This window comes from Bifidobacterium psychraerophilum (assembly GCF_000741705.1).
In the GTDB taxonomy this organism is placed as follows: domain Bacteria; phylum Actinomycetota; class Actinomycetes; order Actinomycetales; family Bifidobacteriaceae; genus Bombiscardovia; species Bombiscardovia psychraerophila.
Window position 1 is genome coordinate 96,284 of sequence record NZ_JGZI01000010.1, and the last position, 22,286, is coordinate 118,569.

Here is a 22,286-nt window from a genome sequence, read left to right on the forward strand (position 1 = left end):
CGACCTTAGTGGTGTGCGGCGGCATTTGTAAAGGGTCATGTTTCCGGTGTGGTCCTCGCCGCTAGCGTCCGCATCCTGTTCCCGCGCAAGGCCTGTGTATCCAATACGAAGCCCGAGGCGCTTCGCGAGTAGGGAAGATCCTCGGACCGTACCCCCTGCAGCATGATTCCGGCCTTATCCCCGGCGACGACCATCTGGGATTTGCGATGACGGGATTCGATCGCCTTGATCGCCCCTGATATCGCGAGGTCCGTGGAGGGCTCGGCATCAAGTGTGAGCACATCACCGACACGCAGCATCCCACTCTCCACGGCTCCGGTGAATACAGGACCCCGGCCGGTGATCACAAAGACGTCTTCGATGACGAAGACACCGTCGCCTTCCATCGGCTGGGAATGCCACGGTGTCTGTTCGTTGTCCTGACCGCCTGTGCGGCGCAAACGTGAAAAAATACCCATGAGCTTAACCTTAGGGGTTATTGCGGGTTGCGTTCCACCACGAGATCCGCAACCGTGAGATTGGCCTTGCTGAGCGTGCTGTCCAGCAGCACCTGCGCGAGTTCCTGTGGTTTCATGAAGCCGTGCTGCTTCGTCTCATCCACGTAGTCCCTGCTCTCGGTGTAGAAATCGGTATCGATGCCACCCGGATAGAAGCCCACGATTTTCACGCTGCTGCCTTTGTACGCAGCTTTCAGGCTTTCGGTGTATCCGCGTTCGCCCCATTTCGCGGCGCAATACACGGATTCATGCGGATTGCCGCGTAGCGCGGCGGAAGACATCACGTTGATGATCTTGCTTTCCCGCTCACCGCTTGCCTTCAATACCGCAGTGCTCCACGCGATCATCGCGCGCAGACCGGTCAAACAGCGTTCAACATCGGCCGCTGTGTAGGCTGTGGGGGCTTTGAAGGAGGGTTGTCCCGCATTGTTGACCAGCAGGGAGATATGTCCGAGCTGCGAGATTTCGCCGATGCATGATGCGATGAACGCTTCATCGGACGCATCACCGACATAGCCGTAATACCGGGGTCCCATCGTGGTTTGCAGCGCAGCCATCTTCGCGGCATCGAAATCGATATTGCACACGGTGTACTGCCGCTCGATAAGCTGTTGCACGATCGCATGACCGAGACCTGACGCTCCGCCGGTCACAATGGCTAGGGGGGATGGATGTTGGGCCATGATTCGTCTCCATAGTCTGTGTGTCTGCTTCAGGGCAACTATACTGCCAAAGCCCTTTCCGGCGGCATCGCCGGTATCCCTCCATCCCGGCCACCGCAGGTCTCGGATTTGGCGGTGGCCGGGATACGGTCGCGTCCTGGCGTCAATGCCTGATCGTGTGCGGAAGACCGGGGTTGTCGGCGGACGGTGGAAGGAGCGTCATTGTTCTTCCTGGGTGTTGCCTTTCAAAGAGACGTTGAGCATGCTGAATGCCTCAGTGGCCACCGCCTCCATGTCGACGCTGTTGTCGAGAAGCCACTGAATCTGTAATCCATCCAACAGTGCCTGGATGATCCGCGCGACATGCTCCGGTGATGCCGACAGACTGTTTCCGTGGAGCTGCGAATACCGTTCCACAAGATGGCCCACGAACTTGCGTTCGAAAGAGCCCCGTTCGGTGAAATAGGCGTGCGCAGGGTTACCGGGGTCCGAGGCCTTGACGGACATATGCGCATACAATTCCACCAGGCCTGGCGTCATCATATTCTTCTTCGTGAGGTCGGATACGATTTTCACCGGATCCCAATCCTCGTCGATGATGGTGTCGAGTATTTCGGTACTTGGAACGGGGGCGCCGCTGAAGGTGTCCACATCCTGCATATCCCGTTCTCGCAGGACTTCGACGAGAAGATCATCCAGGGAATGGAAATAGTGAAGCACTCCTGCCTCGGATATGCCGACCGCCTGCGATATTTTCGCCAGAGTCGTGTGGTTGAAACCATCCTCGGCGATAATGTGCAGCGCCGAATCGAGTATCTCTTTACGTTTGGCGATACCTTTGGGATAGGAACCACGACTACCTTTTGACATTTCGCTCCTTTCTTAATCATGTGGAATGCGATGCGACGCTCGAACCTTGAGCGTGTGCTGAGCTATCAAATAGTAATCCCAGAAGAGGAAACATCAGGGAAACAACATCCGGATTGCTGAATACCGTGAGATATTCATGGTGATGAAACGTTCAGCGTTGCGTTGCCGGCCCCGGCCGGGACCGCCTGAAGACCTTTCCAGACTCGGATTCCAACGGTGTATTCGGTTGTGGCGGCACAACGTCGTGCGTCGTGCATGCATTCAGTTTCGGCTCTCCGCAGGGACGATTGCAAGTCGTTCAGGTATCGGCGAAAGCATCGCTCCGCACCTGTCCGCACCACGCGGGACACGAAGCGCGCTGTGGACGAAGGGGACTTTCGACCACACGAGGATTCCTCGCAAGCTTCTGGTGTGAAGCCGATGGAATATGGCCGGTACATGGCGTTGCCGCTTGAAGGCGCCGCTGCATCAGGAAGGCACTCATATGAACGATCTGCATGGCAAACGGCATCGTCAGCGTTTCTGGCTCAACAGGAAGGCATGGGCCGCCAAGCGCTCGCTCAATGCGGTATCCGCCTGTTGTCTGGTGGTGGCGGCGATATGGACCTGCATGTTCCTGCCGTTTGTGTTCCACGGTGCTTCCCGGACGATGCCGCGAACGCCATACCTCCGGTGTCCCGACGCCGCTGTGGACATTGCTCGCGGATTCACTCCTGATCCGGGCATCCCCGCAGCATCACCCTCTCCGCCATCCGGGCCCGCACAGGATGGGCTCCTCTTCCATACGAGTGCCGTACGGTCACCGCTGCTGCAGGCGGCGGGTGAAAGGGGATGCCGTGCACGGCTGCTCTGGCCCGTGAAGCATCCCAAGATGCTCAGGGCCTTCGATCCTCCCGAGCAACCCTGGCTTGCAGGTCATCGAGGCGTCGATCTGGGTATTGAGATGGGGGAGCAGCTATTCGCCCCGGCATCGGGAACGATCGCCTTCTCGGGCAAAGTGGCGGGAAAGGATGTGGTCACCCTGTTGTGTGAGCCGTGGCTGCTCAGTTTCGAACCCGCTGTCAGCGACCTTGCGGTAGGCAGTGCGGTGGAGCGCTCCACAGGCTTCGCGGTGGCCGTGGGATCCTCCGATCACTGTGGGGATGAGTGTCTGCATTGGGGTGTGCGCGACGCCGCCGGGAACTACAGAAACCCCGAATCCTTGGCCGGAAGCAGCAGAATTGTTCTCAAAGCGGCGTGACCGAGACCAACATGCTGCCTGGGCATTGTAGAATTCAATTGAATCCGCATGAGACAAGGGGCACCATGTTCAAGGAATATTCTCGTCCGCTAAACCAGGCGATCGAAGACGACCGCAACATTTTTTCGGTTCTGCAGGAGCGGGCGGACCGCGCTCCGGACGATACGCTCATTGAATACAAGACCTTGAGGAACGGTTGGGGAGCCTTCACCGCGCTGGAATTCCGTAATACGGTGGTGGCTTTGGCGAAGGGGCTGATCGCCCGGGGAATCATGCCGGGGGACTCCGTCTCGATCATCTCCCACACCCGGTGGGAATGGACCGCCCTCGATATGGCGATCATGTCCATCGGCGCCCTGACGGTTCCGGTGTATGAAACGAATTCCTCCGCCCAGGTCCGCATGATCTTCAACGATGCCAAGGTGACGATGGCCTTTGCCGAAACCGACGAGCAACGGGATAAGATCGAGTCGGTGCGGGACCAGTGCGCGTACCTCAACGATGTCTACGTGATCGATCTCGGAGCCCTCGATGCGCTCACAGCGTATGGCCGTGGGGTCAGTGACGAGGAGTTCATGGAGCGCGAGCAGGGCGTCAAGGGATCGGATCTGGCAACGATCGTATATACATCGGGTTCGACCGGAACGCCCAAGGGCATCGAGCTGTCCCACAGCAATTTTGTTTTCGTCACCCATTCGGGTGTGCAGACCATGCCCGACATCAGCCTGAAGCCGAACCGGAGATTGCTGCTTTTCCTGCCCCTGGCGCACGTTTTCGCGCGGTATATGCAGTTCTTCTGTTTCGCGGGCAACATCACCCTGGGCCTGTCCAGCAACCTCAAGACGATTCTGGCGGATTTCCATGCCTTCAAGCCCACATTCATACTTGCGGTGCCCCGTATCTTCGAGAAGATCTTCAATGCGTCCTCACAGCGTGCAGGCAAGGGCGTCAAGGGGCGCATCTTCCTTCAAGCGGCGAAGACGGCCCGCGAATGGTCGGTGTATCAGCAGGAGGGCAAGCACATGCCCCTGTCCTTCCGTCTCAGGCACGCCTTCTACGACAAGCTGATTTACAGCAGCATCATGGAGGTCTTCGGCGGCAGCGTCGAATATGCGATTTCCGGAGGGGCCCCGCTCGATACGTCGATCGCGCATTTCTTCAACGGTGTCGGACTGCCCCTGCTTGAAGGCTATGGCATGACGGAAACCAGCGCTCCGGCAACGGTGAACCCCACGGTCGGCTACAAGATCGGCACCATCGGCAAGCCGCTCGAGGGTATGAGCGTCGGCATCGATGAGGACGGGGAACTGTGCATCAAGGGCGCCAGTGTATGCGTCGGGTACCACAACCATCCGGAGATCACCCACAGCCAGATCACGGACGGATGGTTGCACACGGGTGATCTGGGTGCCATCGACGATGACGGCTTCGTGTCCATTACAGGGCGGAAAAAGGACCTCATCATCACCGCGGGTGGAAAGAACGTTTCCCCAAGCGTGCTTGAGGCATCCGTGATGACTTCTCCGGTTATCGGGCAGTGCCTGGTCATCGGAGACCGTAAACCCTTCATCGCGGCGCTTGTCGCCTTGGATCTGGCCGAAACGAATGCATGGCTGAAGGCTCAGGGCGCCGAAACGGTCGCCAGCCTTGAAGAGGCCCGCGAGAATCCGATCGTCAGAACGGAAGTCGAGCGTGCGGTCGATAACGCCAATGATCTGGTGTCAAGAGCCGAATCGATACGCAAGTTCGAGATCCTCTCCGATGATTTCACCGAAGAGAACGGGATGATCACCCCCAGTCTGAAGACGAGGCGCGAGGCCATCATCGCCAAGTACCGCGTGCTGATCGACACCGTGATCTACACGCCAAGGAACAGATCCTGACCCTCATAGTGCATGAACGGGAATCGGGCCGCTGAATTGGTAGCAATTCAGCGGCCCGATTCCCGTTCAAGGGCTTGTCTAGAGTCCGGCGTCGGCGGCCGTGACGTAGTCGGTATCGATAAGGGCGCTTTTGAGATTCGATGCCGAGACGGTTATCAGTGCGTGGGTCAGCGTCGGTGCTGTGATTCCGTTGCTTTTGGCCGAGGCGATGCTGCTGATGGTGCTGAGCGACTGATCGGCGTTCATCAATGCCAGCGCCTGTGCAAGGGTGTCTGCCAGGGTCTTGCGGTCTTCCAAAGCCGTCATCCACTGCTGTCCGTCGACGATTCCGGGGATGTTGTCCAGATAGGCCCCGTATCCGGTGACGATTGGCCAGCTGCTGTCGTCCGTACCGTCCTTCTCCGAGTCGGTGCTCGAATCGGAGGAAGCCGAGGAGTCGGAGGAAGCCGTGGAATCGGATTGTTCCTCGCTGTCGGATTGCCCTTCAGGGGCAACGCTCGGATCCGGTGCCTTGCTTTTCTTGAGATCCTTCTTGCCTGTGATGTTATCGACGATTCCCGAAATGGTGATCTCCGGATTGATGTCCGCCGCGGTGCCCGTATAGCCGAGAGAGCTCAGCGTCGTCGTGACGGCTGAGGCCACGTAGTCATTCGTCGCAAGAATGCCGTCTATGCGGGTGTGTTTGCCTGATGCTTTGGAGTTCTTGCCCAGGCGGTTGGTCAGTTCCTTCTTGATCGAATCCTCGTTCGAAGCATCGAAGGTGACGGACTTCCAGCTATCGGCCGTACTGTTCTTATCGAGCAACGCTGATGGGCTCACCACCGTGCCGTTGCGGAAATACGGGCCGAGTACCTCCCACATGGCCGCGAAGGCGGTTTGGTCGATCGATGAGGAGGTGGTCGTGTCCGACGATTTCGATGAGTTCGCCGAATCGGAGGGGAGCATGATTTCGATCTGCTTCGGATTCTCGGTGCTGGTCTTGTCGAGTTCCAATTTGCTGACCAACTGCTTGGCCTGCACCTGGGCCATCTGCTGCACCGAGGACATCGGCACGAAGAGATCCGGTGTGAAACCCTCGAGTGTGGAGGAGAGCAGGACCACATGCATGCCGGATTTCTTGGCGAGATTCAAAGCCGAAATCATCCTGCTCACCGAAGCCTGTTCGGAGCTCGATTCGGTATCGCTGTCGGATGAGGCACTGGATGAAGCCGTGGCGGAAGCGGACTTGCTGCTCGAAGCGCTGGAGGACGGGGAGGAAGTGCCTTCGGATTGGGTGCCGGTGCCCGATGAACTGTGTTGCAGGGCCTTACCCAGGTAATCCCCGAACTGCCGCTCGGTGCTTGTGTTCTCTATTACCGGTGCGACAATCAGGCTTTCCGATCCTGATCCCGATGATGACGCGCTACTGGAATTGCCGCTGGCCTGCGTGACATGGTTCACCACATAATCCTGGACGGCCCTGCTCTGCTCGTCGAGGGTGTCCTGCGTCTGCGTGCTTATCGACTGCTTATCCATATGCCGTGTGCGCAGTGACGCGCTGAGTTCGGAAACGAATGCGGTCCACTTGTTCAACGGCGTGTGCTGGGAGAGTGTGATCCCGTCCGATGGGGTGAATATCGCAACGCTGCCCGTCGCCTTGGTGGTCGAAGCCGATGTTGAGGCCGATTGCGTGTTATCGGGTGAGGGCGAGCAACTGGCGGCCGAAATGACCAGCAGCGATGCCATCAGGGCGGCGAACATCCGGCCCACTGTGCTACTGCGATGCTTGCTATGCCCGATCCAGCTCAGTTTCACGATTCCCCTTATTGTATGGAACACCTTGGTATTGGAACTCCGTGCGTGCAGGAGCTCTCTGTAGGCTACCCGTATCAACGAACCATTGTAGGGTAATGAGCTGATTCGGCGCAGGAAGCGCAAACTTTCGCCCGGACCGCAAAACAGCATGCGGTCCGGGCGAAAATGTCGGGTCAGGTTTGGCTACAGCGCTATGGGGCTATGCGGACAGGGCCTTGCGCAGCTCCTCATCAAGGGCGTCCATGAATCCTTCGGTATCCAACCAGGCCTGCTGCGGTCCGACGAGAGTGGCCAGATCCTTGGTCATACGGCCCGATTCAACGGTCGAAATGATCACCGACTCCAAGGTTTTGGCGAAGTGATCGAGTTCCGGCGTACCGTCGAGCTGTGCGCGGTGCTTGAGCCCACCGGTCCAGGCATAAATCGACGCAATCGGATTGGTGGAGGTCTTTTCGCCCTGCTGCCAGCGGCGGTAGTGCCTGGTGACCGTGCCGTGGGCCGCCTCGGCTTCGACGGTCTGCCCGTCAGGTGTCATCAGGACCGAGGTCATCAGACCCAGGGAACCGAAACCTTGGGCCACGGTATCCGACTGGACATCGCCGTCATAGTTCTTGCACGCCCAGACATAACCGCCTGACCACTTCAAAGAGCTTGCGACCATGTCGTCGATCAGACGGTGCTCGTAGGTGAGTCCCTCGGCCTCGTAGCGCTCCTTGTACTCGGTTTCGAAGACCTCGGCAAAGATGTCCTTGAAGCGTCCGTCGTATGCCTTGAGGATCGTGTTCTTGGTGCTCAGGTAGACGGGGTAGTGGCGCAGCAGCCCGTAGTTGAAGCAGGCGCGCGCGAATCCGGTTATCGAATCGTCGAGGTTGTACTGCACCTGCGCAACGCCGGAACCCGGGTAGTCGAACACCACATGTTCGATGGCTTCGGAACCGTCTTCGGGCGTGAAGGTGACGGTGAGCCTCCCCTTGCCCGGCACCTGGAAATCGGTGGCCTTGTACTGGTCACCGAAGGCGTGGCGCGCGACGATGATCGGCTTGGTCCAACCCGGGACCAGTCTGGGGACATTCGATATGACGATCGGTTCACGGAAAATCGTTCCGCCGAGGATGTTGCGGATGGTGCCGTTGGGGGATTTCCACATGCGCTTGAGCCCGAATTCCTCGACCCTGGCCTCATCTGGCGTGATGGTGGCGCATTTCACGCCCACATGCTCACGGCTGATGGCGTTCGCCGCATCTATGGTCACCTGGTCGTCGGTGGCGTCACGGTGCTCGATGCCGAGATCGTAGTAATCAAGATCGACGTCCAGATAGGGGAGGATCAGCCTGTCTTTGATGTCTTTCCAGATGACGCGGGTCATCTCGTCACCGTCAAGCTCCACAACTGTGCCTTCGACTTTGATTTTGGCCATGCACTGCCTCCTGAATTGCAAGATGTGATTTACCGGGTCAAGTTTTACCCGACGGATGTTACTGACTTTACCCGAGCGGTCGGGCATGCGCATTAATCTGAATGATATGTCTCAGGAAATCGAAATCGGTCTCGGAAAAAAAGGTCGTCTTGCGTACTCGCTCGATGATGTCGCCATCGTTCCCTCGCGTCGTACCCGCGACCCGCAGGACGTCTCGACCCAATGGCAGGTGGATGCCTATGAATTCGACATCCCCGTGATCGCGGCACCGATGGATTCGGTGAGCAGTCCTGCGACCGCAATCGAGATGGGCAGGCTTGGAGGTCTTGGCGTCCTCGACCTTGAAGGGCTATGGACCAGATATGAGGATCCGCAGCCTCTGCTGGACGAAATCGCGCAGCTTCCCGCCGATAGGGCGACGCAGCGCATCCAGGAGATCTATACGGAACCCGTCAAGGCAGAACTCATCACGCGCCGTCTGCACGAGATTCGCGATGCCGGTGTGACGGTCGCGGGAGCGTTGTCCCCCCAGCGCACCCAGCAGTTCTCCTCAACCGTGATCGAAGCGGGCGTCGATCTCTTCGTGATCCGCGGCACCGCGGTTTCCGCTGAGCACGTGTCCACCACGCATGAACCGTTGAACCTCAAGCAGTTCATCTACGAACTCGACGTACCCGTGATCGTCGGGGGAGCGGCGACCTACCAGGCCGCACTGCATCTGATGCGCACCGGTGCGGCGGGAGTCCTCGTCGGTTTCGGCGGTGGCGCCGTCTCCGCGACCCGCACCACGATCGGCGTGCACGCGCCGATGGCGACGGCGATCGCCGATGTATCGGAGGCAAGGCGCGACTACATGGATGAGTCGGGTGGCCGTTACGTCCAGGTCATCGCGGACAGCGGCATGGGGAATTCGGGCAGCTTCGTGAAGGCTTTGGCCTTGGGTGCCGATGCGGTCATGCTGGGTACCCCCTTGGCCCGGGCCACACAGGCTCCGGGGCAGGGCAAGCACTGGGGTGCCGAGGCGCGCCATATCGAGCTGCCGCGTGGCTTCCGGGCGGATGTCGGCACAGTGGGCACCTTGGAGGAGATTCTCAACGGTCCAAGCCACCAGCCGGATGGCAGAACCAATTTCATCGGGGCGCTGCGCCGTGCGATGGCTTCTACGGGATATGTCGATATCAAGAATTTCCAGCGTTGCGGAGTGGTCGTGACGCCTTTCGGCGAAGCCTAGCAGTGATCGCCGCCCCTGGGGCATGGCCGCTTCGCGAGCCGATGCCCCCACTTATCCACAGTCGGGTGAAGGCGTGTTGACGGGGCTTCGTATTCCTTGAGATGCTCGTGGTGTTTACAGACACCGCGAGCATCTGCCGTATAAGGAGCGACCATGAATCAGCCGGAATCCACACCCCGGGCGACAGGCCCGCAGATGCCCGAATCCAGGATGTATGGCATCGCATCATTCGAATGCGTGATCGCGTTGGGGTCGGGCATGATGCCCGTTTCGATGCATCTCTCGCGTTGCGTTCCCAGCACATTAAGCGACGAGGATTGCCGCCGTCTGTGCATCTCGGCGTGTCGTCTGTCGTGCATGGCGATTGACGTCGTCCGCAGGAGGCTCGATGCCCGCTTGTTGAGACGTTCGGTCGATGAACCGAGCATCAGCAAACTCGAAACCCTTTCCCTGCTGCTTAGCGAGCATTGGGTGCAATCCGTTGAAGTGAAACGCGAAATGGCGCGGCTGCCGGTCGTCGCGAGAAATCTGGATGCTGTGCTTGTCGATCCCCGGCGCATTGAAGTGGCGGTCCATATGAATATCGGGAGAACCCAATACTGGGCCAACACGGTTATGCGCCTACGTAATCAGCGTTGGGTGTGTACGATGCTTGATCTTGGCTGAATGCAGGGTTTTGGGCAGTGCATCGCCTTATAGTGGAGCCTATGCTAAGAGAATTTTCCGTAGAGACGTCTCATCCGACTAACGATGGAGACACCGTTTTTTCATTGCTGAGCAATCGAGTCGAGAGGTATCCGGAGGACACCATCGCCCAATGGCAGGACGAGTTCACCCGGGATTGGCACGAGGTCAGAGCCGACCAGATGCTTCAACGTGTGCGCGAAGTCGCCAAAGGACTGATGGCGCTTGGTGTGCACAAGGGAAGCACCGTCGTCATCTACTCCGCGACCTGCTACGACTGGGGCGTCATCGATTTCGCCTGCGCCGCGATCGGCGCGGTCTCCGTGCCCGTGTACGAGACCGATTCAAGCAAGCAGGCCGCCGCCATCGTCAAGGATGTCAAGCCCGTGGTCGCTTTCGCGGGTGGGAGCGATCATGCCCAGGTCCTCGAAGGTCTCAGAAGTGGATCGCAGGGGTTGAAGTATGTCTTCAACTTCGAGGCAGGCGGGTTGAACGCCGTGAGCGATTTCGGCGAATCGATATCCGAGGATGATCTCGACAAGGCGATCGTGCAGGTGAAGGCGGATGATCTGAGCACCATCGTCTACACCTCAGGTTCCACCGGCAAGCCCAAAGGCGTTATGCTGACCCACCGGAATTTCACGCATATCGTCTTCGCCGGTTACGAGGCCTTGCCGAACATGCTGGCGGCTCCGAGCAGACTGCTGCTCTTCCTCCCTTTGGCCCACTGCTTCGCACGCTATATCCAGTATGTCGCGATCGGTTCGCGCGGTGTCGTCGGCTATGTGCCGAATACCAAGCATCTGCTTGCAGACCTTCGCAGTTTCAAGCCTTCATATCTGCTGGGGGTCCCGCGAGTCTTCGAGAAGGTCTACAACGCCGCCTCGCAGAAGGCGGGGGCCGGCATTCGCGGAAGACTGTTCGCACAGGCCTTTGAACACTTCGTGCAATGGTCGAAGACAGAGCAGCTTCACGAGCGCCACACCGCGATCCAACGACTGCGTCACCGCTTCTTCATGGGTACGGTCGGCAGTTCGGTCCGATCGGCGCTTGGACCGAACCTGCGTTTTCTGGCCTGTGGCGGCGCACCGATGAATGCCGACCTCGCGCACTTCTTCAATGGAATCGACGACATCACCTTCATTCAGGGGTATGGCATGACGGAAACGGCCGCCCCCTGCTGCGTCAACGGGGAGATAGAGAACGAGGTCGGTTCGGTCGGGCGTCCCGGACCGGGCATCTCCGTGGGGCTTGCGGATGACGACGAGCTGCTGGTCAAGGGTCCCAACGTCTTCGTTGGATACTACGGCAGCAAGCGCCTTGACCGCAGCGTGATAGATGCCGACGGCTGGTTGCATACCGGCGATCTGGCCACGATCGACGACAATGGCTTCGTCTTCATCACCGGCAGGAAAAAGGACATCATCATCACCGCGGGTGGAAAGAACATCAGTCCCGCACCGCTGGAGGACACGATTTCGACCTGCCCGATCGTCTCCCAATCCGTTGTTGTGGGGGATGCCAAGCCCTTCATCGGCGCGTTGATCACGCTGGATCCGGAAATGCTGCATTCCTGGTTGAAGTCGCAAGCTCTCGATCCGGAGATGCCGGTTGAGGAAGCGGCCACGAATGACGCGGTCCGTGCCTTCGTGCAGCAGTACGTCGACCAGGCCAACAGCACGGTTTCCAGAGCCGAGTCCGTGCGTAAATTCATCATCATCAATGAGGACTTCACACAGGAGCAGGGCACGCTCACCCCCAGCATGAAGGTCGTGCGCCCACAGGTCCTGCGTCTCTATGCGCAGTTGATCGATAAGGTGCTCTACGCCCCGAAGAACCCGAATGCCAGGCCCGTTCCAACAACCGCGAAGTTGATGGAGAAGGCCAGCGAATCGGTGACCCCGCTGGTGAATATGGCGCAGGAGAACGCCCTGCCGAGGATCAATGAGATGCGCGAGGCGATTGATCGGGCCCGCACGAATGTGTCGGATTCCTTTGCTAGCGTTTCCGAGAGGATTCGTTCGGCCCAGGACGGCGAAGATGAGCATGACGATCATGAGGCCCATGACGAGCATGATGCGCAGACCGATACGGGCGGCGAGAAGACGCAAGAAGCCAACGAGGAGTAATTGTGGCAATTCGAGATATCCGGGTGGTCCCGGACCCTGTGCTTCGCACGCCCTGCGACCCTGTCAGGGACATCACGCCAGCAGTCAGAAGATTGGTTCAGGATCTGATAGACACCGTTGACGATCCCGGACGCGCGGGTCTTTCCGCGAACCAGATCGGTGTGAGCCTCAGGGCCTTCTCATTCAACATCGAGGGCAAGGTCGGCTACGTGCTCAATCCGGTGATCGAGGAGGTCTCCGGTGAGCAGACCGGCGACGAAGGCTGTCTGTCCCTGCCGGGCCTGTGGTACGAGACCAGAAGAAGCGACTACGCCCGGGTGCGTGGCACCGATCTGGATGGCAAGGAGGTTGTGCTTGAGGGCAGCGGGTTGATGGGCAGGATGCTGCAGCATGAGTGCGACCACCTGGACGGTCACGTCTATATTGACCGTCTGGAGAAGGATGTGCGTCGCAAGGCATTGCGGCAGTTGAGGAGTCAGGGACTCTGAGCGAAGGCCCTGGTTGGGCTGTAATCGTTGCCGTGCCCCGTCGGAAGTCGACTTCCGACGGGGCACGTTCTGTTCCGGTGTTGTGGTAGTGTGAATACTTGTGTGTCGCCTAGGACTTTGACGCAGTCGCAGACGTCGGGGTTCGTCATGAATACCACTATCAGACACACGAATTCGCGCCATGTTAGCGATGACCTGTGTCGGTCGGCCTTCGGGTTGCACTCAGGTTCGCATGGCCAGGCAATAACCGGCAATGAAAGGCACAATTCAATATGGCACAGATCACCATGAGCGAAATGCTCAAGGCAGGCGTCCATTTCGGTCACCAGACCCGTCGTTGGAACCCAAAGATGAAGCAGTACATCTTGGTGGAGCGCAACGGCATCCATATCATCAATCTTTTCAAGTCCCTTGACCTCATCGACAAGGCTTACGACTTCATCCGCCAGACCGTGGCCCACAACGGCACCGTCCTCTTCGTCGGCACCAAGAAGCAGGCACAGGAGGCCGTGAAGAAGCAGGCCATCCGCGTGAACATGCCATATGTGTCCGAGCGCTGGCTCGGCGGCATGCTGACCAACTTCCAGACCGTCTCCAAGCGCGTCTCCCGCTTGAAGGAACTCGAGGAGATGGACTTCAGTGATGTCCACGCTTCGGGCCTGACCAAGAAGGAGCTGCTGCTGCTCGAGCGCGAAAAGGACAAGCTCGAAAGGCAACTCGGCGGTATCCGCAACATGAACCGCACGCCTTCGGCACTGTTCGTGGTCGACATCAACAAGGAAGCCCTTGCCGTTCAGGAAGCGCACAAGCTGGGCATCCCGGTCGTCGCCCTGGTCGACACCAACACCGATCCCGAAGAGGTCAACTACCCGATTCCCGCCAACGATGACGCCATCCGCGGCATCGAGCTGCTCACCAGCCTGATGGCCGATGCAGTGGCTGAGGGCACCCTGGATCGCTCGAGCAAGGCAAGCAAGACGGAGACCTCCGCCGAGCAGCCTCTCGCCGAGTGGGAGCAGGAGCTGTTGAAGAAGCAGGATTCCGAAGCATCCGCCGAAACCCCAAAGGCTGAGGCAAGCGATACGGAAGCCGGGAAGACCGAGGCTCCGGTCTCCGCCCAGGCTCCTACCGATGCAGCAGCTGCTACCACGGAAACGGCCGAAGCCAAGTAATTTTACTGGCCGTCCCGGGATAACACCGGGGCGGCTTTTATCATCAGAGGAGAACATCAATGGCAAAGATCACAGCCGCACTTATCAAAGAGCTCCGTGACGCCACCGGCGCAGGCATGATGGATGTGAAGAAGGCGCTGACCGAGGCGGAGGGCGATGTTGCTCGCGCCAAGGAGATCATCAGGGCAAAGGGCATCCAGGCAGCCGGCGCCCGTGAGGGACGCAAGGCACAGGAAGGCCTCATCGCCTCCACCGTTGTGGATGACGCCGCCGGACAGACCGCATACGCCGTCGAGCTGAATTCCGAAACCGACTTCGTTGCCAAGACCCCGCAGTTCGTGGAGTTCGGTGATGAGGTTGTGGCGGATGTGGCCAAGGCATCAGCCGCGACTGCTGAAGAGGCCCTTAAGGCTTCCTCCGAGGCCGGCACCGTGAACGATACGGTCGAAGAGGCTGGCGCTTTGTTCCACGAGCACGTGAAGCTCGGACAATTCGCGAAGGTTTCAGGACCCAAGGTCGAGATCTACGCCCACCGCAAGTCGGTTGAGCTGCCTCCGTCAATCGTGGCCATCATCGCCACCGATGAGGCGGGTTCGGCAGTGGCCCATGAAGTGGCGTTGCAGATTTCCGCGATGAGCCCCAAGTGGTTGAGCCGCGAGGATGTTCCCGAGGACATCGTGGAATCGGAGCGTCGTGTGGCGACCGAGAAGTCGCTGGCCGAAGGCAAGCCTGAGAAGATCGTCCCCAAGATCGTCGAAGGACGTCTGAATTCCTTCTTCAAGGAGACGGTGCTGCTCGAACAGCAGTATGTGAAGGATGGTTCACGCACCATCGCCGATCTCTTCAAGGAAGTCGGCGGCAAGGCTGTGGCATTCTCACGTCTTGAGGTCGGCAAAGGCGAGGAGTGACGCATCCGCTGTAGCCCATCTCTCTGCGGGAGCGGGTTGCGGTGAGCGCGAGCAATGAGTGGGGGCGGTCATATGACCGCCCCCACTTGTATATTCCGGATGGGGAACACGATGGTGTGGGATGCCGGGGGCTGAGCGCATCATGCGGCATGGGAGCTATGTCTCCATTCGTGTATATCCTGAAATACGGTCTGCTAAGGACTCACAGTTATCAGAAAGGCATCATATGACTGACACAGGTCCGACCGCGAATGTACGCAGAGTACTGCTGAAGCTTTCGGGGGAGGCGTTCGGCGGAGGTGCTGTCGGTGTGGACACCACTGTGGTACGCAGAGTCGCGGGAGAAATCGAACTTGCAGCACGGCATGGTGTGCAGGTCGCCATCGTGGTGGGTGGAGGAAACTTCTTCAGAGGTGCCCAGCTGAGTCAGGCGGGCATCGACCGCTCGCGGGGCGATTACATGGGTATGCTCGGCACGGTGATGAATTGTCTGGCATTGCAGGACTTCCTCGAACAGGAGGGCCAGGCCACACGCGTGCAGACGGCCATCACGATGGGTCAGGTCGCAGAGCCTTACATTCCTCAGAAGGCGATTCGTCATCTGGAAAAAGGCAGGGTCGTGATCTTCGGGGCCGGGGCCGGAATGCCGTACTTCTCCACGGATACCGTTTCGATTCAGCGTGCGCTCGAGATCCATTGCGCCGAGGTGCTGATGGGCAAGAACGGTGTCGATGGCGTCTACACCGCCGATCCACGCAAGGATGAGCAGGCGAGGATGTTCACGCAGCTCAGCTACAAGCGTGCACTGGTCGACAACCTTGCCGTCATGGATGCCTCCGCGCTTTCGATGGCCCGCGACAACAACATGCGCATCAGGGTGTTCGGCCTTGAGGCACCTGGCAATGTCACCAAGGCCCTGGAGGGTGAGGATATGGGAACGCTGGTTTGTGGCGGCGATTCGATCACGCGCTAAGGCAGGGATGCCCGACGCGCCACGCGGGCAGGACGCTTGTGCGGCACACCCGGCTTGGCATCTACCATAGTGTTCATGAGATGGTGTTCATCAGACAGTGTTCATAAGACAATGTTCATAGGACGGTGTCGGTGAGACATTGTCGATGAGAGACAGTGCCGAACAAACAGACAGCGTCATCCACGGATCGTCCATCAAGACAGAGCGTCCATCAAGACAGTGCCGACCACAGAAGGCCAATAACACAGAGGAGTCAATCATGGCAGGTGCAATCGATCAAGCCAAAGAGCAAATGAGCAAGTCCGTCGAGGCCACGAAGGAGAACTTCTCCGGCATCCGTACGGGACGGGCCAACCCTGCGCTGCTCAACGGCATCGTAGTCGATTATTACGGTTCGCCAACACCACTGAAGGCGCTGGCGTCAATCGGTGTGCCTGAACCGCGCACCCTTTCCGTCACACCATTCGACGCCTCGCAGGCCGCTGCGGTGGAGAAGGCGATCCGGGATTCCGATCTCGGGGTGAACCCGAACCGCGACGGCAATGTCATCCGCGTCGCACTGCCCGAGCTGACCGAGGAGCGTCGAAAGGAATACGTGAAGCTGGCGAAGACCAAGGCCGAGGAAGGCAAGGTCGCAGTCCGCAACATTCGCCGCAAAGCCAAGGAAAGCATCGAGACATCGGTTAAGGACGGCGACCTGGGCGAGGACGAAGGCGAGCGTCAGCAGAAGGATCTTGACTCCTTGACCAAGAAGACCAGCGACCAGATCGACGAACTCCTCGACAGCAAGCAGAAGGAAATTCTCGAAGTCTGAGTTGAAGTGGGAACATAGTAGTGCGGATGTGGCAGTGCGGGAATGAAAGGCCGGAATGACTCATACGGGGGACAGGCATGATGAAGCCGAGGAGGCTTTAGAAGCCATCAATAAACGTACCGGTCGCAATATGCCTCAGGCGGTTGCGACGGGTGCGGTGCTCGTAGTGGTCATTCTGATCTGCCTGCTCATCCGAATCGATTTTTTCGTGGTGCTCATCATGCTGTTCATGATTCTCGGACTGTGGGAGCTGAGAATCGATTTCGCCACCGCAGGGCTGCATATACCTCTGCTGACGCTCTGCATATGCTCAAGTGTGTCGATTCTGGCCACATACTATGCGCCTGAGCATTTCATCACGATGATGCTGTGCATCATGGCGACGATACTGCTGGTCACCCTCAGCGCATCCACACGAATCAACGTCGGGACCAGGGTTTCGGTGGCGGTGGCCAGGAAACTGTCCAGCGCCGATTCAACCGCACGACTTGAATCCTCATACAACAACACGGACCAGGACGAGGGCATCCATCAGAGCAGACTGAGCAATGTCGGAGCCTCGATGTTCACCGTGCTCTACATTCCCCTGCTGGCATGCTTCCTCGTGCTGCCTTTGACGTTCGGCGGCCATCCCGTCGCGCATGCCGTCATCAGCATTTTTCTTCCCGCGCTCAGTGATATCGGCGGACTGTTTTTCGGGGCATGGTTCGGCAAGCACAAGCTGTCACCGCGCATATCGCCCAAGAAATCATTGGAAGGTCTGCTCGGTTCGATGCTGTTCAGCACGGCCGGGGCCTTCGCCGTATTCGCATCCACATACGGTTCAGAAGTCTGGGGATCCTCGTGGTGGGTGCCGATCCTGTTGGGCGTGATGACCGGAATCATCGGAACCTTCGGTGATCTGTGCGCCTCGATGCTCAAAAGGGATATCGGCATCAAGGATATGGGACATCTGCTCAGAGGCCACGGCGGTGTCCTCGACCGGGTCGATTCGATTCTGCTGACGGCCCCCTTCATCGCCTTGGTGCTGTTCATCACCTCGCTCTAGACGGTGGATGCGGACGGAAGAGGGGCGTACAAGGCCATGGATATGAACGGAAGTGTGGAAGAGGATATGAGCGTGGAAGACGACAGGACGATGACGGACGCCGTGCACGGCGTGGAAGGCGAACAGGCTGAAAGCGGCGTGACGCCCGGCGGGCATAGCGGTGCATTCAGGGACGTGCTGGCAAAGGATCACGCCCGCAGAGGCAAAGCGCCGCTGCATTTCGCGGATATGACACCTCAGATGCGTGAGGATGCGGCAAGCCGTATGAAGCTTCCCCGATTCCGCGTGAAGCAGCTGGCCAATCACTATTTCAATCATCTGTCGACCGATCCCGAAAGCTTCACCGATCTGCCCGCAGCCTTGCGTCAGCAGGTCAGCGACACCTTCTTCCCGCCTCTGATCCACGCTCTTGCCGTGCAGAAGGCCGATGAAGGAACCACGATCAAGACCCTGTGGGAGCTCTTCGACGGCGCTCAGATCGAATCGGTGCTGATGAGATATCCGAGAAGAACGACCCTGTGCATCTCAAGCCAGGTGGGCTGCGGTATGGGATGCCCCTTCTGCGCCACGGGACAACTCGGTCTGACCCGGAACATGTCGACCGGCGAGATTCTCGAACAGGTCCGCACCGCAGCGGCTTCGATGCGTTCGGGGGAAGTGGCCGGCGGGCCGGGGCGTCTGAGCAATGTCGTGTTCATGGGTATGGGTGAACCGATGGGCAACTACAAGGCCGTGATGCAGGCGGTACGTCAGATATGCACCCTTGCCCCGGAGGGCTTTGGGATTTCCGCACGCAACATCACGATCTCCACGGTGGGCGTCGTCCCGGGAATCAAGAAGCTGGCCAATGAGGGTCTGCCCATACGGCTGGCGCTTTCCCTGCATGCCCCGACGGATGAGCTGCGCGATGAACTGGTACCGATGAACCGTCGTTTCAACACGACCGCGGTTCTCGACGCCGCCCATGACTACTATCTGGCATCCAGACGTCGGGTCAGCATCGAATACGCCTTGATGCGGGGCATCAACGATCAAGAGATCCATGCACGCCAACTGGCGAAACGCCTGAACCATTACGGCGACGACTGGGTCCATGTCAATCCCATTCCCCTGAACCCTATCGAGGGATCGAAGTGGACGGCTTCAAAGCCCGAGGATGAACAGCGCTTCCTTGAGATACTTCATCGTGCGGGTATCGCAGCCACACTCAGGGACACGCGTGGTTCGGATATCGACGGCGCATGCGGGCAGCTCGCAGCCAAGGTCCAGTCCCGGCATGCGGATGCCGGCCAGACGCCGGCACTCGCATAGGCCCTGCGGGGTTAGGTCGAAAGCATCCGACCCTGCACCCTGCGCGAGCGGGGCGCAAGGCTGTCCCGTTGACCTATACCGACACGTCTTCGCTCGGTGATCGGCAAAGCGCCCGATCGCTTTCTCGGCAGGTGAATCCCGTAATGATATGCGTCTGCTGATGCCGCTATTCTTATTGGCATACCGTAACTGAAGAGATATGGAGGCGCCTGATGTCGCTCGCGGTCAGAGTTATCCCCTGTTTGGATGTGGATTCGGGCCGTGTGGTGAAAGGCGTGCATTTCGAGAATCTCAGGGACGCAGGGGATCCGGTCGAACTGGCGAGCGAATACTATCGCCAAGGCGCCGATGAGGTGACGTTCCTGGATGTGACGGCATCCTCATCACACCGCTCGACGATGGTCGATGTGGTCAGCAGAACGGCGGACAGCCTGTTCATCCCCCTGACCGTCGGTGGGGGCGTGCGAAGCGTCGATGACGTCGATTCGCTGTTGCGTTGCGGTGCCGACAAAATCGGCGTGAACACGGCGGCCATCAACGATCCCTCGCTGATCGAGCGTATTGCGGACAGATTCGGATGCCAGGTTCTGGTCCTTTCGGTTGACGCTCGACGGGAACGCGGCGAGAAGCACACCCGCTCGGGTTTCGAGGTCACCACGATGGGCGGTCGCAAGTCCACAGGCATCGATGCACTGTGGTGGGCGAAACGCGCCGAGGAGCTAGGGGCAGGTGAGGTGCTGCTCAATTCCATGGATGCCGACGGCACCGAGGGCGGTTTCGATGTGGAGATGATCTCAGCGGTCAGAAGTGAGGTTTCCATCCCGATCATCGCCAGTGGCGGTGCAGGGAAGAAGGAGGATTTTCCTCCTGCTATCGCGGCCGGTGCCGATGCCGTGCTTGCCGCATCGGTGTTCCATTACGGCAAGGTGACCATCGGTGAGGTCAAAACCGCGTTGAGGGACGCGGGATACACGGTTCGCTGATGCCGGGTGCATACCGATCGCGCGACAGCTGGCGTTCCGGCGCCCTCATTACACTGTCGCCGGTACTGTTCAGCTGAACATACCGCATGCGATGACACAGCAGAAGGTGAAGACAGAGCCGAAGAGCCGATACAGGCACCCAGGTGACGTATTGAACAGAGCAACAGAAAACGACGATGGATCATGAGCACAGAGAATACAGAGAACATGAATACCGAGGTTTTGGACGAATCCATAGCGCGCCGGCTCAAACTCGACAGCCAGGGCCTTGTGGCGGCCGTCGTGCAGCAGTATGACAGCAAGGAAGCGCTGATGGTCGGCTACATGAACGAGGAGGCGCTTCGTCGCACGCTGAGCACGGGGCGGGTGACGTTCTGGTCGCGGTCAAGGCAGGAATACTGGCGAAAAGGCGACACCTCGGGTCATGTCCAGTACGTCAAAGGCGTGCATATCGACTGCGATGGCGACGCCTTGCTCATATCGGTCGATCAGGTGGGCGCCGCATGCCACACCGGTGCGAGGTCATGTTTCGATGCAGGTGGGGAATTGCCCAGTGTGGAGGGCTTCCGTACGCAACAGGAGGAGGTTGCCCAATGAGCACCGAAGTCAAGTGTGATGTCAGACAGCTCCGCTGGGGTGAGACCTGGCCTTCACGGGAGGACTTCCGCGCATTGGCGGGGCAGGGGTACCGGGTGCTGCCGGTTGTGCGCAGGCTTCTTGGCGATGCCCTGACTCCGGTGGGATTCTATGAGCGCCTGGCTTCAGGGCGCAGCGGCACCTTCATCCTGGAAACGGCGGAGCACTCCGGTTCCTGGAACCGATACTCCTTCATCGGCGTCAATTCCATCGCCCAGCTGCGTTCCGATCATGGACGTGCGGACTGGCTTGGCCAGGTGCCGGCCGGTATCCCGACCGAAGGGGACGTGATGGAGGTCGCCCGTGAGGCCCTCCGCGTGCTCAAAGCGCCGGAAGTCGCCGGTCTGCCGAGTCTGACCAGCGGTTTCGTCGGTACGGTCGGTTGGGATGCGATTCGTCATTGGGAGCCGACACTGCGAGCCGAAGCCCCCGATGAGACAGGACAGCCCGAGCTGGCCCTGGCCCTGGCGACCGACATCGCGGTCGTCGATCATATGGATGGCTCCCTGTGGCTGATCGCCAATGCGGTCAATGGTGATGATCGACCCACCAAAGTCGATGAAGCCTATGAGCAGGCCATCAGCAGACTCGATCTGATGCAGCGATCCGCTTCGACGACCGTCGAAGGGCAGACGCGCGTGAACCAGCTTGATACCACGGTGGAGCAGCCGGAGCTGAGATTCAGGACGGCGAAGGGCGTCTATGAGGATGCGGTCGAGGAGGCCAAGCGCCATATTGTTGATGGTGACGTCTTCCAGGTGGTGATCTCCCAGAGACTCGATCTTGATTCCCCCTCGGACCCCTTCGATGTATACCGGGTGCTGCGTACCCTGAATCCAAGCCCATACATGTATTTCCTGGCGATGACCGACGCGCATGGACGTGATTTCAATGTGATCGGCTCCAGCCCCGAGACCCTCATCAAGGTCGATCACGGTCATGCCATGACCTTCCCGATCGCAGGGTCCCGTCCCCGCGGGGCGACACCCGAGGAGGATGCGCGTCTGGCACAGGAGTTGCTTGCCGATCCCAAGGAACGAAGCGAGCACATCATGCTCGTGGACCTGTCCAGGAACGATCTCTCACGGGTCTGCGTGCCCAGTTCCGTCGAAGTGGTCACCCTGATGGATATCAAGCGTTTCAGCCATATCATGCATATCGCCTCAACGGTCACCGGTCAGGTGAGTCCCGAACTGACGACCTTCGACGTGTTCAAATCGGCCTTCCCGGCCGGTACGCTCAGCGGCGCTCCGAAGCCGCGAGCGGTGGAGATCATCGATGAGATAGAAGTCGCCGACCGTGGCATCTACGGGGGCACGGTGGGGTACTTCGACTTCTCGGGGAATATGGATATGGCGATAGCCATCCGTACGGCCTTCCTGCGCGACCATCAGGCGAGTGTGCAGGCCGGCGCGGGCATCGTGCTGGACTCCGTACCGGAAACCGAATGGCAGGAGACCCGCAACAAGGCCGAGGCTTCCGTGGAAGCGATTCAAATAGCGGCGCAACTTACCGAAGCCTGAACACGGATGCCTTAAGATAGGCG

At 59.1% G+C, this 22,286-nt stretch carries 20 protein-coding genes; 15 read left to right on the forward strand and 5 right to left on the reverse strand.

The window, feature by feature from the left end; genetic code table 11:
- Positions 1-35: 35 nt before the first annotated feature.
- The 3 genes from BPSY_RS07640 to BPSY_RS07650 all read right to left on the reverse strand — a co-directional run bounded on the left by BPSY_RS07640 (position 36) and on the right by BPSY_RS07650 (position 2,029).
- A complete protein-coding gene (locus BPSY_RS07640) occupies positions 36-458 on the reverse strand; it encodes a hypothetical protein (RefSeq protein WP_051921842.1) in 423 nt (140 codons plus the stop codon).
- 17 nt (positions 459-475) lie between these two features.
- On the reverse strand, positions 476-1,180 hold the full coding sequence (locus tag BPSY_RS07645) for an SDR family oxidoreductase (protein ID WP_033497863.1): 705 nt from the start codon (positions 1,178-1,180) through the stop codon (positions 476-478).
- A 198-nt stretch (positions 1,181-1,378) separates the two neighbouring features.
- The gene (locus tag BPSY_RS07650) at positions 1,379-2,029 is read right to left on the reverse strand and encodes a TetR/AcrR family transcriptional regulator (protein ID WP_051921843.1); all 651 of its coding nucleotides are present in this window, start codon (positions 2,027-2,029) and stop codon (positions 1,379-1,381) included.
- A 484-nt stretch (positions 2,030-2,513) separates the two neighbouring features.
- Here BPSY_RS07650 and BPSY_RS11640 point away from each other — a divergent pair, with 484 nt between their 5' ends.
- A complete protein-coding gene (locus tag BPSY_RS11640) occupies positions 2,514-3,269 on the forward strand; it encodes a M23 family metallopeptidase (protein ID WP_100841090.1) in 756 nt (251 codons plus the stop codon).
- A gap of 65 nt (positions 3,270-3,334) precedes the next feature.
- Entirely contained in the window at positions 3,335-5,152 is a 1,818-nt protein-coding gene (locus BPSY_RS07660; RefSeq protein ID WP_033497862.1) for an AMP-dependent synthetase/ligase, read from the forward strand.
- 78 nt (positions 5,153-5,230) lie between these two features.
- Here the strand turns inward: BPSY_RS07660 and BPSY_RS07665 are convergent, their stop codons facing one another.
- On the reverse strand, positions 5,231-6,946 hold the full coding sequence (locus BPSY_RS07665; protein WP_238556830.1) for a substrate-binding domain-containing protein: 1,716 nt from the start codon (positions 6,944-6,946) through the stop codon (positions 5,231-5,233).
- Positions 6,947-7,145: 199 nt separating this feature from the next.
- Entirely contained in the window at positions 7,146-8,363 is a 1,218-nt protein-coding gene (locus tag BPSY_RS07670; RefSeq protein ID WP_033497860.1) for an NADP-dependent isocitrate dehydrogenase, read from the reverse strand.
- A 106-nt stretch (positions 8,364-8,469) separates the two neighbouring features.
- On the opposite strand from BPSY_RS07670, the gene BPSY_RS07675 reads away from it, so the two are divergent.
- The 13 genes from BPSY_RS07675 to trpE all read left to right on the forward strand — a co-directional run bounded on the left by BPSY_RS07675 (position 8,470) and on the right by trpE (position 22,263).
- A complete protein-coding gene (locus BPSY_RS07675) occupies positions 8,470-9,594 on the forward strand; it encodes a GuaB3 family IMP dehydrogenase-related protein (protein ID WP_033497859.1) in 1,125 nt (374 codons plus the stop codon).
- Between the two features lie 153 nt (positions 9,595-9,747).
- Positions 9,748-10,260 (forward strand): hypothetical protein, encoded by a 513-nt coding sequence (locus BPSY_RS07680; protein WP_034886788.1) that lies wholly within the window; start codon positions 9,748-9,750, stop codon positions 10,258-10,260.
- A 41-nt stretch (positions 10,261-10,301) separates the two neighbouring features.
- A complete protein-coding gene (locus tag BPSY_RS07685; protein ID WP_051921844.1) occupies positions 10,302-12,407 on the forward strand; it encodes an AMP-dependent synthetase/ligase in 2,106 nt (701 codons plus the stop codon).
- 2 nt (positions 12,408-12,409) lie between these two features.
- Positions 12,410-12,895, forward strand: a complete 486-nt coding sequence (def, locus tag BPSY_RS07690) for a peptide deformylase (protein WP_033497856.1) — start codon at positions 12,410-12,412, stop codon at positions 12,893-12,895.
- A 272-nt stretch (positions 12,896-13,167) separates the two neighbouring features.
- Entirely contained in the window at positions 13,168-14,067 is a 900-nt protein-coding gene (gene rpsB, locus BPSY_RS07695; RefSeq protein ID WP_033496465.1) for a 30S ribosomal protein S2, read from the forward strand.
- 59 nt (positions 14,068-14,126) lie between these two features.
- Complete coding sequence (tsf, locus tag BPSY_RS07700) at positions 14,127-14,975, forward strand: translation elongation factor Ts (RefSeq protein ID WP_033496463.1); 849 nt, start codon at positions 14,127-14,129, stop codon at positions 14,973-14,975.
- Between the two features lie 226 nt (positions 14,976-15,201).
- Positions 15,202-15,948 carry a UMP kinase gene (gene pyrH, locus BPSY_RS07705; RefSeq protein WP_033496461.1) on the forward strand — a complete coding sequence of 249 codons (747 nt, stop codon included), beginning with the start codon at positions 15,202-15,204 and terminating at the stop codon, positions 15,946-15,948.
- Positions 15,949-16,207: 259 nt separating this feature from the next.
- Positions 16,208-16,762, forward strand: coding sequence for a ribosome recycling factor (gene frr, locus BPSY_RS07710; RefSeq protein ID WP_033496459.1), 555 nt, complete (start codon positions 16,208-16,210; stop codon positions 16,760-16,762).
- Between the two features lie 55 nt (positions 16,763-16,817).
- Complete coding sequence (locus BPSY_RS07715) at positions 16,818-17,810, forward strand: phosphatidate cytidylyltransferase (protein ID WP_033496457.1); 993 nt, start codon at positions 16,818-16,820, stop codon at positions 17,808-17,810.
- Between the two features lie 90 nt (positions 17,811-17,900).
- Complete coding sequence (gene rlmN, locus BPSY_RS07720) at positions 17,901-19,121, forward strand: dual-specificity RNA methyltransferase RlmN (protein ID WP_051921941.1); 1,221 nt, start codon at positions 17,901-17,903, stop codon at positions 19,119-19,121.
- A gap of 212 nt (positions 19,122-19,333) precedes the next feature.
- Positions 19,334-20,104 (forward strand): imidazole glycerol phosphate synthase subunit HisF, encoded by a 771-nt coding sequence (gene hisF / locus BPSY_RS07725; protein WP_033496455.1) that lies wholly within the window; start codon positions 19,334-19,336, stop codon positions 20,102-20,104.
- A 183-nt stretch (positions 20,105-20,287) separates the two neighbouring features.
- A complete protein-coding gene (gene hisI / locus BPSY_RS07730) occupies positions 20,288-20,701 on the forward strand; it encodes a phosphoribosyl-AMP cyclohydrolase (RefSeq protein WP_033496453.1) in 414 nt (137 codons plus the stop codon).
- Positions 20,698-22,263, forward strand: coding sequence for an anthranilate synthase component I (trpE, locus tag BPSY_RS07735; protein ID WP_033496451.1), 1,566 nt, complete (start codon positions 20,698-20,700; stop codon positions 22,261-22,263). Before hisI ends, trpE begins: the two co-directional genes overlap by 4 nt.
- Positions 22,264-22,286 lie beyond the last annotated feature (23 nt).

What these genes read in the sequence shown, in the direction of transcription:
- BPSY_RS07680 (WP_034886788.1), top strand. Translation starts at nt 9,748, where the DNA reads ATGAATCAGCCGGAATCCACACCCCGGGCGACAGGCCCGCAGATGCCC.
- rlmN (WP_051921941.1), top strand. Translation starts at nt 17,901, where the DNA reads ATGACGGACGCCGTGCACGGCGTGGAAGGCGAACAGGCTGAAAGCGGC.
- tsf (WP_033496463.1), top strand. Translation starts at nt 14,127, where the DNA reads ATGGCAAAGATCACAGCCGCACTTATCAAAGAGCTCCGTGACGCCACC.
- BPSY_RS11640 (WP_100841090.1), top strand. Translation starts at nt 2,514, where the DNA reads ATGAACGATCTGCATGGCAAACGGCATCGTCAGCGTTTCTGGCTCAAC.
- hisF (WP_033496455.1), top strand. Translation starts at nt 19,334, where the DNA reads ATGTCGCTCGCGGTCAGAGTTATCCCCTGTTTGGATGTGGATTCGGGC.
- BPSY_RS07650 (WP_051921843.1), bottom strand. Translation starts at nt 2,029, where the DNA reads ATGTCAAAAGGTAGTCGTGGTTCCTATCCCAAAGGTATCGCCAAACGT.
- BPSY_RS07715 (WP_033496457.1), top strand. Translation starts at nt 16,818, where the DNA reads ATGACTCATACGGGGGACAGGCATGATGAAGCCGAGGAGGCTTTAGAA.
- pyrH (WP_033496461.1), top strand. Translation starts at nt 15,202, where the DNA reads ATGACTGACACAGGTCCGACCGCGAATGTACGCAGAGTACTGCTGAAG.
- BPSY_RS07670 (WP_033497860.1), bottom strand. Translation starts at nt 8,363, where the DNA reads ATGGCCAAAATCAAAGTCGAAGGCACAGTTGTGGAGCTTGACGGTGAC.
- BPSY_RS07640 (WP_051921842.1), bottom strand. Translation starts at nt 458, where the DNA reads ATGGGTATTTTTTCACGTTTGCGCCGCACAGGCGGTCAGGACAACGAA.
- frr (WP_033496459.1), top strand. Translation starts at nt 16,208, where the DNA reads ATGGCAGGTGCAATCGATCAAGCCAAAGAGCAAATGAGCAAGTCCGTC.
- BPSY_RS07685 (WP_051921844.1), top strand. Translation starts at nt 10,302, where the DNA reads ATGCTAAGAGAATTTTCCGTAGAGACGTCTCATCCGACTAACGATGGA.
- BPSY_RS07660 (WP_033497862.1), top strand. Translation starts at nt 3,335, where the DNA reads ATGTTCAAGGAATATTCTCGTCCGCTAAACCAGGCGATCGAAGACGAC.
- rpsB (WP_033496465.1), top strand. Translation starts at nt 13,168, where the DNA reads ATGGCACAGATCACCATGAGCGAAATGCTCAAGGCAGGCGTCCATTTC.
- trpE (WP_033496451.1), top strand. Translation starts at nt 20,698, where the DNA reads ATGAGCACCGAAGTCAAGTGTGATGTCAGACAGCTCCGCTGGGGTGAG.
- BPSY_RS07675 (WP_033497859.1), top strand. Translation starts at nt 8,470, where the DNA reads ATGTCTCAGGAAATCGAAATCGGTCTCGGAAAAAAAGGTCGTCTTGCG.
- hisI (WP_033496453.1), top strand. Translation starts at nt 20,288, where the DNA reads ATGAGCACAGAGAATACAGAGAACATGAATACCGAGGTTTTGGACGAA.
- BPSY_RS07645 (WP_033497863.1), bottom strand. Translation starts at nt 1,180, where the DNA reads ATGGCCCAACATCCATCCCCCCTAGCCATTGTGACCGGCGGAGCGTCA.